General features: G+C 52.6%; 12 protein-coding genes. 2 read left to right on the top strand and 10 right to left on the bottom strand.

The features are described from left to right. Window positions 1-663: hypothetical protein (locus tag KK062_RS19095; RefSeq protein ID WP_254085944.1), on the bottom strand; the 663-nt coding region annotated here is incomplete at its 3' end. Window positions 664-687: 24 nt separating this feature from the next. After that, the gene (locus tag KK062_RS19090; protein WP_254085943.1) at window positions 688-3,297 is read right to left on the bottom strand and encodes a WG repeat-containing protein; all 2,610 of its coding nucleotides are present in this window, start codon (window positions 3,295-3,297) and stop codon (window positions 688-690) included. Window positions 3,298-3,419: 122 nt separating this feature from the next. On the opposite strand from KK062_RS19090, the gene KK062_RS19085 reads away from it, so the two are divergent. Further along, window positions 3,420-4,865, top strand: a complete 1,446-nt coding sequence (locus tag KK062_RS19085; RefSeq protein WP_254085942.1) for a hypothetical protein — start codon at window positions 3,420-3,422, stop codon at window positions 4,863-4,865. Between the two features lie 73 nt (window positions 4,866-4,938). Here KK062_RS19085 and KK062_RS19080 read toward each other — a convergent pair whose 3' ends face one another. From KK062_RS19080 to msrB, 6 genes are all read right to left on the bottom strand, one after another. Further along, on the bottom strand, window positions 4,939-5,346 hold the full coding sequence (locus KK062_RS19080) for a response regulator (RefSeq protein ID WP_254085941.1): 408 nt from the start codon (window positions 5,344-5,346) through the stop codon (window positions 4,939-4,941). 56 nt (window positions 5,347-5,402) lie between these two features. Beyond that, window positions 5,403-6,947: an L-piperidine-6-carboxylate dehydrogenase gene (gene amaB / locus KK062_RS19075; protein WP_254085940.1), complete on the bottom strand. Its 1,545-nt coding sequence runs from the start codon at window positions 6,945-6,947 to the stop codon at window positions 5,403-5,405. Between the two features lie 76 nt (window positions 6,948-7,023). Next, on the bottom strand, window positions 7,024-8,457 hold the full coding sequence (locus tag KK062_RS19070; RefSeq protein ID WP_254085939.1) for a trypsin-like peptidase domain-containing protein: 1,434 nt from the start codon (window positions 8,455-8,457) through the stop codon (window positions 7,024-7,026). A 181-nt stretch (window positions 8,458-8,638) separates the two neighbouring features. Then, window positions 8,639-9,082, bottom strand: a complete 444-nt coding sequence (locus KK062_RS19065; protein WP_254085938.1) for an Hsp20/alpha crystallin family protein — start codon at window positions 9,080-9,082, stop codon at window positions 8,639-8,641. A gap of 307 nt (window positions 9,083-9,389) precedes the next feature. Further along, window positions 9,390-10,061: an SGNH/GDSL hydrolase family protein gene (locus KK062_RS19060; protein WP_254085937.1), complete on the bottom strand. Its 672-nt coding sequence runs from the start codon at window positions 10,059-10,061 to the stop codon at window positions 9,390-9,392. A 67-nt stretch (window positions 10,062-10,128) separates the two neighbouring features. After that, a complete protein-coding gene (msrB, locus tag KK062_RS19055; protein ID WP_254085936.1) occupies window positions 10,129-10,572 on the bottom strand; it encodes a peptide-methionine (R)-S-oxide reductase MsrB in 444 nt (147 codons plus the stop codon). Window positions 10,573-10,753: 181 nt separating this feature from the next. Here msrB and KK062_RS19050 point away from each other — a divergent pair, with 181 nt between their 5' ends. Then, window positions 10,754-11,785 carry a LacI family DNA-binding transcriptional regulator gene (locus tag KK062_RS19050; RefSeq protein ID WP_254085935.1) on the top strand — a complete coding sequence of 344 codons (1,032 nt, stop codon included), beginning with the start codon at window positions 10,754-10,756 and terminating at the stop codon, window positions 11,783-11,785. 360 nt (window positions 11,786-12,145) lie between these two features. Here KK062_RS19050 and KK062_RS19045 read toward each other — a convergent pair whose 3' ends face one another. After that, complete coding sequence (locus KK062_RS19045; RefSeq protein ID WP_254085934.1) at window positions 12,146-13,285, bottom strand: ROK family protein; 1,140 nt, start codon at window positions 13,283-13,285, stop codon at window positions 12,146-12,148. 44 nt (window positions 13,286-13,329) lie between these two features. Next, window positions 13,330-13,836 (bottom strand): cupin domain-containing protein, encoded by a 507-nt coding sequence (locus tag KK062_RS19040; RefSeq protein WP_438836213.1) that lies wholly within the window; start codon window positions 13,834-13,836, stop codon window positions 13,330-13,332. Window positions 13,837-14,282: the final 446 nt, after the last annotated feature.

Here is a 14,282-nt window from a genome sequence, read left to right as displayed (position 1 = left end):
ATCCGACCCCGGCCCTCCGACACCCCGCCACAGCGTACCCCCACCAGCCATTCCGCTGCCGCGCCCTCGGCGCCGTCGCCCGGCCGCCCGGGCGGCAGGGGGATAGTCGTATACACGTTGGCCGTTGGGCAGCGTTTTTTTGTACGTCACCAAATGCCATCCGATAACGATACCCAACCAACCACCAATCGCCGCAAGTAAATAGCCAATGACAATCCAAACACGATTTTTGGTGTCAGGCCTGGCCAATTCCTGTAAACGGTCCTGTCGGAGTTGCTCCAACATTTCGGGACTCGGCGCGTGGCCCCGATCGCTCAAAATACGCTGGGCAAGCTGATAATCCAGCTCGTTCCATTCGTCGGGCGCAGCCAGCAGCGCGTGAAGCTCCTGGTCTGTAAAACTAAAGAGATAATGGTCTGAATCGACCTCCACCATGTCCTGCGACGCCTGTGTTTTGAGCAGCACATCGGCCCGACCAAAATCCTGCGCCTGTAGCTTGACGCGAAAAAAACTGGCCGTGTCCTCACCCGTAAATACCGTCCCCAGCGACTTTTTGTCCTCTTCTAGTTCACACACGATGCCGTGCTCCCGAAGCAATTCCATCAAGGCTGTAGCAGGTTCTTTTTCAATAAATTTTCGATAGGTAACAAAATCGGCTGTCATAGAGCAGAAGGATCGGTATGGAAATTAAAGGTCTGAACAATAAATTTTCTCGTAGGCATCCTGGTCGTACACTTCCTTCCGGATCAGCTGACCATCGTGGCTATAATATATCACAACAAATAGCGACGCCTCCTCTACGTGTTTTTCCGTAAAATACATGGGAATCTCCGCCGAGCCTACATTGACAATATCACTGTAGGTAATGGGAATGATCGTGCCACGCCGGCTGTGCAGCACCCCGTAGCGGCCATCCTGACGAATGATGGCCAACTTTTCCGTGGGCGTATCACGAATAAGCTCATAGCCCTTGATATTGTCCAGCACAACTGTATGCGTGGCGATATTGTATAACATCCAATGCCCATCTTTCTTCACCAGGGCAACGGAATCATTCCAGGCTTTAACCTCGGCAAAATCAAAGTCGCCGAGCATGTTGTTATCCCACCCGATAAAACCATAGTGTCCTTCTTTAAAAGAAACAATAGCCTGGTCGTTATACGGCTGCAGGTTCTTGGCGTAAAGCGGTTTGATCAGCTTCTTTCGCACGATGTCGAACATTCCGAACTTCATCGCCCGCAGCAGCGACACCGTACCATTGCTGGCCGAGCCGATCGCGTCGTATTCGATCGGCAGCACGGGCTTGCCATCGTCGGTCACCAGCCCTTTCTTTTCTTTACGCGACACGATAAACAACCCCTGGCCCGCATATTGAATGCGGTCGTATGCACCGCCGAAAAGCTTATGGCCGTCGCGGTTATACACCGTGCGGGCCTTATTAAAATCTACCGCCAAAAAAGCAGATGAATCTTGCCCCGGCACAAACTCAATCCGTGCCCCCACTTCGAACGGCAACACTGCCCCCGAAGTCATGTGCGCAAAGAGGCTATCGTTCCTGACGCCGACGGCAAAAGGCCCCGCCATATAAAGGGAGTCATAGTCGGCGATCGCTATGGCCTGGCGCATCGGCAGCAGCAAATGCCAGGTATACCCCGCCTTGGCCGCGACCCACGGCTCGTTCACAGCAACAGAGTCGTAGGGGTCGGCAGTCTTGTGACGCGTATCGTAAAGTATCTGCCGGGTATCCGCCGTGGTGGCCAACGCGCCAAAGAACGCCGGGGCCAACCGTTGCTGCCGCGCCGGCACCTGAATATCGAGATGCTGGCCAAGCACACCTTCGTGTGAGCCGGCGCGAAACCAAATCAACCCATTGGGCCACGGCTTGACATCATTAAAGACATCGCGCAGGCCCAGTGGCTGCTGGTCGGCAATACACGCCACTTGTTCTAAGGTCGTAAGCCAGTACTTCTCATTCTTTTTTAAGATCACCACGTTACCGGCCGCTTGTACATCGTCCCACGAGGCGCCGAGCAACAGCCGTCCCGCCAGGGTGCGCACCGACCAGTGATCGTTGGTGCGTATTGCCAGCAAACGGCTGCTCAGCATACGGGCATCCTGAACGCACGAATCAAGCGGTATAAATCCCGTCTTGTGCACGACACGGGTACACGCGTCGCCTTGTACCAGCAGAAATCCGGCGCCGAGATCTTCCACACCCGAGACGGCGCCACGATAGATCATTACCCCATTTCGTGCCATGATACCGTTGGGCAGAATAAGGATGTCTTCATGTATGTTTCCACAGAGATATTCACTTTCCAGCTCGTCTATTGCAGCGTCCAGTACTTCTTTCCCGTCCTCGTCCATAAAGCCAAAATGTCCCTTGTGCAGGAAGGGAACGAGGTATCCCTGGTCGGCTACCCGCACGCGGTTGAGCGAGTCCTGCTGCAATACCGGGGGAAGTTGCTCCACAGTCAGATCTTCGGGCAGCAGGTGGTACAGCAGGTTCCGGGCGCCGATGCGCTCGCGGCTGTGTGGGTATTTTTCAAGAAAAGCTATAAAAGGCTCGGCCGTGCCCGCTGCTGTGGCAATCTCAAAGATATTACGTTCGGCCTCGGCGCGGTAGGGCGAATCGGGATGGTCGTGTACAAACTGTTCGTAACTGCTCAGGTGCTGGTCGCGGGTCGAGGCCTCGTAGAGCAGCTGCTCATAGCGGCTCCGGGCTTCGGCCGCCTGGCGGGCGTTGGGATAGCGCGCGAGGTAGTGGCCAAAGGCCTGATAGGTATTGTCCGTAACGGCCTGCTCGAAGGCAACCTCGTCACGAAGGTCGCGGGCCTCCCCCTGCTGCTGCGCCGCGGGGAACGAGACGAGAAAATCGACATAAGCTTTTTCAGTGTGAAGCTTACGCGCACGGCCGAAGGCCGCACTGTCGATCTGCCCGCGCAGGCGTAGCAGAATGAGGCTGTCGAGGGGAAACCGTTTCAGGCGGTCGCGTTGCCGCGGGCTTGTATGCCGGTAGTCGGCCTGGGCCGCCAGGGTATAGCGATAGGCGGAGTCGACCTGGAACGCAGGGTTTTCGGGGGCGAAGAAGTAGCTGGCCATCACATAGTTGGCCGTGGCGTTGACGCTGTCGCGGTGCAGGGCCTTGCGTCCTTGCTCATAGGCACGCTCCCATTTATGCCGCGACAAGTTGCTCCAGGCCGCACGTTCGGGTGCGAATTGTGCCCAAAGGCACACGGGAGCCAGTAGGGCCAGACATACTATAGTCAGCGGTTTGATCAATCTCCAACGCTTCATAATGCGTAAGAGGTCAAAACTACAAAGTTCAGTTCAAAGCAAGAATTCTTCGTAACGCGATATGCGTATATTGCGGGATGTAATAAATTTTGTAAATTTTCAGGGAATGTTAACTGTCTTTCATGGCGAAACTAAAGAATATCATTAAGCAACTTTCGGAAAAGGACTTCAAAGCTATCTACGATTCACTCATTGAAAGCAATGCCGAAAAGTCGGCATACCTGCTCCGGTCTCTCCGGGAGCGGCAGCTTTCCGACAACAAAATTATGACAGAGCTGGATGTAAACGCCAACGCGTATTACACCCTTCGCTCACGCCTGAACCTGAAGATTGAAGAATACCTCATGGGCCAGCTGGAAAGCCCCCGTACCGATGTGCTGCGCAAAGTGGCCAACATCAATGAGGTTCTCTTCACCAAAAAGAAGGCCATTTCCGTTGCTACCCTTAAGAAGTTGGAAAAAGAGCTGCTGGACTATGACCTGGCCAACGAGCTGACGGTTATCTACAAGTCACTCAAAAAGCTCAACATCAACTCACCCGACTACTTCCAGTATTCACAGCTCTACAACCGGCACGTAGCCTATATGTTGGCTGTGGACAAAGCCGAAGACCTGCTGGCCGACTACTTCAAAAAGTATGGCGACTACATGCTCAACGGCGGCGAAGTGGAAAAGCTGGGATTGGTGCTGCTCATGAAAGAAATGCAGAACGTCGCGAAACTGTACGAATCGCACCGTCTCTACGTGTACCAGAGCTGCATGTACATCTTCCACCGCCTGTTCGTAGAGGTGGACGACAACATGCACCAGGAAGGTGAGTCGATCGAAGACATTTTCGACAAAGTGCAGCGCATCTTTGAAAGCTACCACCTCGACTCCATCTACTACCACATCAACCTGGTATTCGAATTCCTGAAGCTGGAGTACTACAACCACTACAAGGTATACCGCCAGGCCGAAAAGTACTACGAAGAAGTAAACGACGCCTGCGCCAACCTCATGGTGAACTACGCCACCTTCACCTTCCCCGCGCAGTTCCTCCTCTCGAAGCTGGAGCGCCACCTGCGCACCGGCACCGAAGCCGAGCTGTATTCCGAAAACGAAAGCATCTTCCTCGACTACGAAGTCGACACGATGGACGTGCCGAAGCACATCGTATACATCGTGTACCGCGCACTGTCGTCGTATTACATAGGCAAATTCGAAGAAGCCGCCAAGCTCATCAACGGCCTGCTCAACGACGTGAGCCTGAAGAAATATCCGTACGCGCAACTCGAGATCAAGTCGCTGCTGGCCCTGCAGTACACCCTCATGCACGACGTAGAGCTCTTCAACCAGCTCTCGAACAGCATCCAGCGTCAGATCCGTTTGTTTGGCAAAGACAGCTGCGAGAACATCCAGCTCTTCCTGAAGATCCTCAAGATCACCACCAGCGAAGCCAAAAAAGAAAAAGCCAAAAAGATTAACGCCGTCATTCCGCGCCTTAGCGCCATCAACGTAGGCTACTTCGCCCCCACCAAGTTGATCAAGCTCGACGAGCGCTTCGTAAACCTGCTAACAGAATTCTAAAAAGAAGAACAATACAAAAAAGGCGCCCCGACTTTGTCGAGGCGCCTTTTTTATTTCCCACACTCACACTGTCTTATATCTCCAGCTTAACAATGCTCTCATGCGAGAGCGGCTTGTTCAGGTACAGCTTCACATTCTCGTACTTCTTTGACCGGTTAAAATCCTGCGGGTTAATCGACGAGGTCAACATAACGATCTTACATTTTTTCTTGGCGGTATTCGAGAGCTTCTCGAATTCATCCAGAAACTGAAAGCCGTCCATGAGCGGCATATCGATATCCAGGAAGATCACATCGGGCAAAACCGAGTCGGCGACGTCCAGCTTTTCCATATTCTTCAAAAACTCGATCGCGCTTTTTGCGCCCGTATGCGTATAGATATTTTCCGTCACGGAGGCCGCCTCGATCATTTTCTGATTAATAAGATTGTCGATCTCATTATCGTCGATGAGCATGACGGTACGATATTTCTTTCCTGCCATAAGTCTTTTAATGCTTTATAAAAATAATGTATTGATGCTGATTTGCAAACAAAAGTCTAAATATCAAATTTGATTCCCTGCGCGAGCGGCAGCGTGTTTCCAAAATTAATGGTATTCGTCTGACGACGCATGTACACGCGCCACGCATCCGAACCCGATTCGCGGCCGCCGCCCGTCTCCTTTTCACCACCAAAAGCACCTCCAATTTCCGCACCAGAGGTACCGATGTTTACATTGGCAATGCCGCAGTCCGAGCCTTCGTGTGAAAGGAACCGCTCCATATCGTGCAGGCTGGTTGTCATGATGGCAGAGGAAAGCCCCTGCTTGACACCGTTCTGAATATCAATCGCTTCCTCCAGCGTAGTATACCGTATCAGGTACAAAATCGGCGCAAAAGTCTCTTGCTGCACAATCTCAAACGAAGCATCCACTTCGGCAATCGCAGGCTTTACATAGCAGCCCGATTCGTCGTACTCTTTACCTTTTAGCACACCGCCCGGCACCACAAACGTACCGCCCTCGTCCTTGATCTTTTTCAAAGCATCGCGATACGACTTCACCGCTTGTTTGTCGATCAGCGGTCCCACGTGAAACGCCGGATCCAACGGGTTGCCGATGCTCAATTGCGCGTAGGCCTTCACCAGCCGCTCCTTCACCTGCTCGTATACACTGTCTTGAATGATCAGCCGGCGCGTGGTCGTGCACCGTTGCCCTGCCGTACCGACGGCACCAAAGAGCGCACCGCGGATGGCCAGGTCGAGATTCGCATTTTCCGTGACAATGATCGCATTGTTGCCGCCCAGCTCGAGCAACGCCCGGCCAAAGCGCTCGCTTACCGTACGGGCTACTGCGCGCCCCATGCGGGTAGAGCCTGTGGCCGACACCAGCGGTACACGCTCGTCTTTCGCCAGCGACTGCCCAATAGTATAGTTACCATTGACAAGCACCGAAACACCTTCCGGCACGCCATTCTTTTCAAATACCTCCGCTACAATCTGCTGACACGCCACGCCGCACAACGGCGTCTTCTCCGAGGGTTTCCATACACACACATCGCCACACACCCACGCCAGCATACTGTTCCACGACCATACCGCCACCGGAAAGTTAAAGGCTGAAATAATACCCACCACACCGATCGGATGCCACTGTTCATACATGCGGTGGTTCGGACGCTCCGAGTGCATCGTGAGACCATGCAATTGACGCGAGAGCCCTACAGCAAAGTCGCAGATGTCGATCATCTCCTGTACCTCGCCCAGGCCCTCTTGCAAGGACTTGCCCATTTCATACGACACAAGCTTGCCGAGGGGTTCTTTGTATTCGCGCAGGGCTTCGCCGATCTGGCGGACCACGTCGCCCCGCTTGGGAGCCGGCCATTTGCGCCAGGCTTTAAACGCCTCGTGCGCGGTGGATAATGCCTGTTCATAGGCGCGCTCGTCCGTGGTCGCTACGCTGCCAATAAGCTTACCGTCTACCGGCGAAAATGATTCTATAGCAGCGCCCGTGCTGCGGAGCCACTTCGTACCTGTAGAGGTACCCGCATTGGACTTCTTCAGGCCGAGAGACGCGAGGGATTCTTTAATACCAAAATTCTTCATGCAGGGTCTTTTTGATGAGCTGCACAAAGCTAAACGATTTCCGGCATTTACGCGGCAGCACGCCTTGGGGGGATTTTTACCAGTCGACGCCGTAAACACCCTCCTCACCGCCGGGATAGATGCCTTCGATCAGGATGCCGCCTTTTTTGAAGTCGAGAATGCCGTTGAGGTCTTTTACATCATCCACGGGTATTTTATCAATATAGGTAATGATAAATCCCGTGCGAAGACCGGCCTCTTTCCATTTACCCGTAGCATTGGCCACCCGCACACCGCCTTCCAGCTGCAACCCGGCCAATTCTTTGTAAGGCACATCCTCCACCGTCACGCCGCCAAGATCATAATTGATCATACGTTTCTCCACCGCCTCCGTGCCCTGGTTATTGGTCAACCGAACCTTTACTTGTTTGCGTTCGCCATCGCGCAGGTACTCGACCTGAATGGTCTTTCCCGGACGATTGCGCGCCACCCACTCCTGCAGCTCCGACACCGCCTGGATTCCATGGCCATCAATACCGATAATCACGTCGCCCTGCTCCAGGCCCGCCGTCTCTGCTGCGCTGCCATCGTTCACACGATTCACCAACACACCTTGATTGACCGCAAGCCCCATCTCCTCGGCAATGGTTGCATTCACATCCGTGATCTGAATACCCAGCAGCCCACGCTGCACCTGACCAAATTCCAGCAGATCGTCCACCACCTTGCGCACCAGGCTCACGGGAATGGCAAAAGAGTACCCCTGGTAACTACCGGACGAAGTAGCAATTGCCGTATTGACACCAATCAGCTCGCCGCGCAGGTTTACCAGCGCACCACCGCTGTTACCGGGGTTCACCGCGGCATCGGTCTGTATAAAAGATTCCACCTGCAGATTACTGCGGTCGCGCAGAATGCCGATGTTACGTGCCTTGGCACTAACAATACCGGCTGTTACGGTAGAATTAAGATCAAAAGGATTACCCACCGCCAGCACCCACTCACCCGGCACGATGCGATCGGAATCGCCGTACTTAATAAAAGGCAAATTGCGGCTGCGGATCTTCAGCAAGGCCAGGTCCGTCGTCGGGTCCGTACCGATCAGCTTGGCATAAAACCGCTGATTGTTATTCATGACAATCTCCATGCTGCTCGCATCTTCAATAACATGGTAGTTGGTAACAATATAACCGTCGTCGGAAATGACAACGCCCGAACCGGACGAACGCGCCGGCGCGTCAAAGTAATGTTGCAGCGGATTGACACTAAACTCGCCGGGACCGTACGAAGTTTGAATATGCACCACACCCGACGTGACTTTCTTTGCCGTGGCCAGAAAGTTTAGACTGGCGGGTACACGGTAAGCGGTGTCGGCTGCATGGTTATTGGCCAGCACAAGTTGTTGGTGCTCGTCGATGGACTGATAGGGTTCCACACCGAAATTGAACAAACGGATCGTCAGGATCGACCCGAGCATGCCGCCCACACAGGCGGCCAAAATTACTACCAGGACAAAAATAGATCGCTTCATACCCGCCCGTTTTAGTCTGCTACTTCCGGAAAAAATGCTGTACAGAAAGATACGGCTTCTTTTCTGGATTTCGCTGGCAGACCCGTCCGGCAACAACAGTATTTTCGACGTACGACAGACCGGGTATAAAAAAAGGCCTTCCCTTGCGGGAAGACCTTCCACCTTCTAACCTCAACTTCGCTTAGTTAACCTTGATAGTAGCTTTAAGAGCTTTCTTCTCATCTTTCGGCAGGGTGACTTCGAGAATGCCGTTTTCATACTTCGCGCTGATGTTTGCCGTATTGACATTCTCAGGCAGTGTGAATGAGCGGCCGAAAGTACCGTACTGCGTTTCGATCGAACGGAAGTTGTTATCCTTCTTCTCTTTGGTGAACTTACGCTCACCGCTGATCGTCAGAACTTTTTCATTCACGTCCAGTTTGAAGTCCTCTTTGTTCATACCGGGAGCTGCTACGCTGATCTCGAAACCTGTCTCGTTTTCAACGATATCTACTTTCGGCACAAAAGAGTAAGCGGAACCGCCGCCGCGGGTAACGGATTCATTAAAAAACCGGTCGATCAAATGGCTGAATGTAACAGGTGCATAATCATTCAGCAGCGAGGAGTTATAACGAACGATGCTCATAGTGTTGTTTAATTTATTGGTTGTCAATTTTTATTTGCTTTTGACAGACCTATAAGGAAAAAGTATACCAACACAAAAATGAGATCATTTTAATGCCATTATGGCATTTTTATATGATTTCAATGCCGAAATAAAGACATAATGTCTTGATTAGCCACAATACTCCTGACGAAACGAACGGAAATAATTAGGGCCCCGACGAAAGTCGGAGCCCTAATGGTATTCTGGTTCAAGTCTTCCGACCGAAGGGAGGGCGACTTGGACCTACCTCCATGCCAGTCTTCAGACTGGCGAGGTGAATTGGAATCTAAAGCCCCTTAACAACCTTCCACATCTCCTCAGCAACAAGCTGATTGCCCTTATCATTGAGATGCACCCGATCCGAAGTCAAAATCCCCGACTCCTTATTCCCTGCATTATTCTGCTTATTATACTCCAAAAAAGATTTCCGCAAATCCACCAACGGCAACCCATTCTTACTCGCCAAATCGCGAATCATCTGGCTGTACAAATTCAAATCACCATCCAGCTCATTACTAAAATCAGTCCGCTCACCAATAACCGCCGGCGTACACAGCACGATCTTAGCCCCCTTTGCCTGGATCTTCTTAATCAGCGCCTCATAGAATCTCACAAACTTATCCGGATCGGTGCCCGTGCCATAAGAACGCTTATGCCAAACATCGTTCACTCCCACATAGATCACCACCACGTCCGGCGTCTTCGCCAGCACATCATCCTCGAGCCGCAGGTAAAGATCATATACCTTATTACCGCCAATACCGGCGCCCACAAAATCAAAAGCTGCCGCACTGCCCGCCTGGGTGGCCAGTTGGCCAATACGGGTAACATAGCCGCCGGGCTGAACGCCCGCTTGCGTGATAGAGTCACCAAAAAAAATGACACGTTGTTTTTTCTGAACAGACATAAAAGCGCCCAGGATGAGGATCATGGCTACGCCGGAGAGAAAGAGTTTCATAGTGCGTTGTTTAGTCCGTACAATATACAGGCTACACAACGCACCGTCAACACTTATTCTACTAATACTACTCCTCCACCAGCTTGACGGAAGCCGAGTTGATGCAGAAGCGCAGGCCGGTCGGCGGCGGGCCGTCGGGAAAAACATGGCCCAGGTGGCCGTCACAGACGTTGCACATCACTTCCACGCGCACCATACTATGGCTGCGGTCAGCCTCGTATTTGATGACATTGTCTTTCACTGGCTCGTCAAAGCTCGGCCAGCCGGTACCCGACTCGAACTTGCGCCGCGAGTCGAACAGCGGGGTGCCACAGCAACGGCAGGCGTACAGGCCCGGATCGTGCGCCTCGCAATATTCGCCCGTAAAGGCAAACTCGGTTCCTTTCTGCCGCGTAATGCGGAACTGCTCGGGCGTGAGCAGCTTTTTCCATTCTTCATTGGTTTTCTCTACCCGCCGGTCGGGGGTAAGGTTGCCTTTGGTGGCATAGTTGAGTACGTCTGACCAGTTCATGCTATAGTAACGTAGATCTACCTAAAAATAGTTTAAATAACGAAGAAAGGCCGTCTTTAAAGCCCCCAACCGCATTACCACCCACCGAACTTTTTAATTGTGTATCTTTTCACGAACTATGTATATAGGACGTCGTGCCCCGGCACGACGTTTTTTACCGACCGACAACCGTTTACATTTCATGAAAAAGAATAAGATTTCGATCAACGATATCGCCACCCAGTTGGGCATTTCGAAGACTACCGTGTCGTTTATCCTCAATGGCAAAGCAAAGGAAAAGCGCATCAGCGACCAGCTCGTGCAATCCGTGCTAAAATTCGTAGACGAAGTCGGCTATATTCCAAACCAGTTTGCCCAAAGCCTGCGCACCGGCAAAACCCGCATTCTGGGACTGATGGTCGAAGATATCTCCAACCCCTTTTTCGCCACCATCGCCAAACACATCGAAGACAAAGCCTATGAGCACGGTTGTAAGATCATATACTGCAGCACCGAAAACAGCAAAAAACGCGCACGCGAGTTTCTGAAAATGTTCCACAACCTGGGTGTCGACGGTTATATCATCACACCCCCCAGCGGCATCGAAGAAGACATCCAGGCACTGGTAAACCAGGAAGCACAGATCATTTTGTTCGACCGTTATTTTGCCAACATCCCCACCGGGTTTGTCATGGTTGACAACGAAGGGGGTACCTACAACGGCACGTCGCACCTGGTCTCCCAGGGCTATCGCAACATCGCGTTTATTACCCTGGCATCCGAGCAGCCCCAAATGCAAGGCCGCCTGCGCGGATACCTGCGGGCTACGGAAGAGCACGGCTTGCAAGAGCACGTGCACTTTATACCGTTCCATAAAGATTACGACATTCTGGTAGACCGTGTAAAAGAATACCTGGCGCAGGAAAACGGACTGGACGCCGTTCTTTTCGGCGCCAACTACCTGGGTGTACGCGGATTGGAAGCTATTTCCAAAATGGGCAAGAAAATACCACATGACCTGGCCGTTGTATCGTTCGACGACAACGACCTGTTTCGCGTGAACTCGCCCTCCATCACTGCCATCAGCCAACCCATCGAAAAGATCTCCGAGCAGATCATTACCACCCTGCTCGAGCGCATCGCCTCGGGTGAGCCACCGGTAGGTACAGAGCCCACCGGTGTATTTCTCCCGACACAGCTGCTCATACGCGACTCGTCGGCGCGCAAACCCTGATCGTTATTTTCAGATATACCTGTCCGTCTACACGCACCAGGCCGGGCAATGGCTGCGTCCCGTCCGGTGGCGGGTAGTGGAAGCGTTAAATGGCTCGTGTAATGCATGAATACGCCGGGGCAAGACGCTCCTGCGCCTGGAGAAGCGTCAGCTTGCTACCAGCAGGCAGCACGTTGTAAGTATTATTTATAGGATGGTGGTTGCAACGTGAATCGTCACAACGAAGAGAGCAAGAGCAACAAGCCAGTACGGTCGAGAGGAAAATAGCGTGGCCGCGCACGTAAGACCTAAAAAAAACCGGCAATCATTTAAAAAATGACTGCCGGCATACCAATCAATTAACCCAATGCTCGAAATAACCTAAATAAATCGATTTAGCAAAATATTCTGCTCAGAATTTGTCGATAAATTTTTAAGAGCAATGGCATATGCCCCCAAGGCAATCGCCGTATTTGTCCCCACATGGGTGGTACCGATTGCGATACGTTTATCCAGATTGTGGTGAACCTTGCGGCCCGAGAAGGGTACCGTCACCTCATTCTTCGAATAATCCAGAAAAGCCGCAAGCGACTCCGGATTTTCCAGGTCGTAAACCTTCGACACCAGCCGGGGCAATACCGTCCCGTCGGCCATGGCGATCGTGCCACTCATATACGATACAATGCGCGGCGCCAGCAGCGGGTAAGCCCCCGAAAGACCGCCACCGATCACAATAATCCCGTCAATGAGCGTGATCGCGTTGCACAGCGACTCGGCAATAACTGCCGCCATGTTGTCAAACGCCTGTAGTGCAGCGGTCTGGTTACCCTCCTGCTGCCCCTGGGCCACCTCGTAAATATCTTTTGGCGATAGCTTGGTGGGCGCACCCGTCAAATCTGAATAAAAACGCACGAGCCCACGAATACAAGCACCCTCTTCCGCAATCAACCGCGTGTCGCGAAAGTTGCGCGTCAACCAGATCTCGCCGCCCGAAGAGTTGTCGCCCTGGCACAGCTGGCCGTTCACCACAACCCCGCCACCAAAGCCGGTGCCGAGCGTCACACCCAGCAAATTGCTATAGGTTTTGGCCACGCCTTTTTGTTGTAACATGCCATTGATACGCGGTAAAATACCGGCTATCGACTCGCCATAGGTAAAGAGGTCGCCGTCGTTGGCAATAAAGGTCGGCAACTGAAAATAGTCTTCGAGCATCGGGCCCAGCGCTACGCCGCCCGCCTGGCGGAAGGCAGGCAGGTTGGGCAGGCTGCCAATGACCCCGTTTTTATAGTCAGCCGGACCGGGAAAGGAAAAGCTGATCGCCACCGGGTCGGCAGGCAGTTGATCTTTGATAGCTTGAAAGCCCTCGAGTATATTCTTCAGGCAAAGGTCGAGGTCATGTGCCTGCGAAGGCCGGGTGATCGGTGATACGATCTCCTGGCCACGCTGCATGGCCGAGAACACAAAATTGGTTCCGCCGGCATCCAGCGTCAGTACGATTCTATCGTCGTTGAAAATATTCATGCGTTGTGTCTTGATCGGTGGTTACAGGAATGGACTACCCGCGCTTAGCGGCCAAAGTCATCTTGTAAACGCACGATATCCTGCTCGTCCGAAGGATTGGCGGCATCTGTATGTTGCCAGATCTCGGCAATAATGCCCCAACCATCCAGGCCGATCAGGCGGTGACGCTGGCCTTGCTTCAGGCGGATCATCGATCCCGTCGGCAAGCTCTGATTTTCTTTTTCTTCGTCGGTCTCGCTCGTCACGACACCCACTGTACCGGCGACTACCGTCCAGATCTCGGCGCGGCGGAAATGATACTGCCACGAGAGGCGCTTGTGCGGCTCCACCAGCAAAATTTTCGGGCTCAGCTTACCGCTGATGATCAGGTCCTGCAGGTTTACCTCCGGGAAAAACAGCTGCCGGAATGATTCTGCCTGTGTTTCATCGATCACAAAAAAACCGCCCCAGGGCCGGCTTTGATCTTCTGTTACTACCTTGAAGCCCGACTTTTCCAGGTACTTGTTCACTTCCTGGAAGATGGCTGCTCTTTCTACGTTCACCGTTTTGATGTTTTTCACGTTTCGTTCGTTTACTGGTTTGGGTTATTAAGCAGGGACTACAAAAATAATTGATAAATCGATTTAGCAAAGAGCCCAAATCAACTATTTTCCGTTCATCCCTCTCTCCCAAGGCAAAAAAAGAGCTGATGCGCACCGTGCGCACCAGCCTTTTTCACTAAACCTACCTAACGATTTTGTCGCTTATTATGCCGTGTATGCGCACACGCATTCCGGCAGTACCAAACCACGCCAAACACACAGGCAGGCGCGCGCACAATCAAAAAAAAATTTCCGGCCGCTTCCTTCCATCGCATAAATACCACAACGTCAGGTGACCGGCCACAGCCGTTCGGGAAGACGTTCCCAGGGCCAATTGAATAACCGAATATACAGCGTGTCAGCCAATTAACCGGCCCGCTGCTCGCCCAACCGTCGCCGACCGCGCCCATAATATA

Source organism: Dawidia cretensis, assembly GCF_018598175.1.
In the GTDB taxonomy this organism is placed as follows: Bacteria; Bacteroidota; Bacteroidia; order Cytophagales; family Cyclobacteriaceae; genus Ohtaekwangia; species Ohtaekwangia cretensis.
Note: the sequence above shows the minus strand (reverse complement) of the source record. Positions and strands in the feature narration are given on the sequence as shown.

Bases quoted from the DNA above. Each gene is read 5' to 3' on its own strand.
- KK062_RS19090 (WP_254085943.1), bottom strand. From the start codon at position 3,297: ATGAAGCGTTGGAGATTGATCAAACCGCTGACTATAGTATGTCTGGCC.
- KK062_RS19085 (WP_254085942.1), top strand. From the start codon at position 3,420: ATGGCGAAACTAAAGAATATCATTAAGCAACTTTCGGAAAAGGACTTC.
- KK062_RS19080 (WP_254085941.1), bottom strand. From the start codon at position 5,346: ATGGCAGGAAAGAAATATCGTACCGTCATGCTCATCGACGATAATGAG.
- amaB (WP_254085940.1), bottom strand. From the start codon at position 6,947: ATGAAGAATTTTGGTATTAAAGAATCCCTCGCGTCTCTCGGCCTGAAG.
- KK062_RS19070 (WP_254085939.1), bottom strand. From the start codon at position 8,457: ATGAAGCGATCTATTTTTGTCCTGGTAGTAATTTTGGCCGCCTGTGTG.
- KK062_RS19065 (WP_254085938.1), bottom strand. From the start codon at position 9,082: ATGAGCATCGTTCGTTATAACTCCTCGCTGCTGAATGATTATGCACCT.
- KK062_RS19060 (WP_254085937.1), bottom strand. From the start codon at position 10,061: ATGAAACTCTTTCTCTCCGGCGTAGCCATGATCCTCATCCTGGGCGCT.
- msrB (WP_254085936.1), bottom strand. From the start codon at position 10,572: ATGAACTGGTCAGACGTACTCAACTATGCCACCAAAGGCAACCTTACC.
- KK062_RS19050 (WP_254085935.1), top strand. From the start codon at position 10,754: ATGAAAAAGAATAAGATTTCGATCAACGATATCGCCACCCAGTTGGGC.
- KK062_RS19045 (WP_254085934.1), bottom strand. From the start codon at position 13,285: ATGAATATTTTCAACGACGATAGAATCGTACTGACGCTGGATGCCGGC.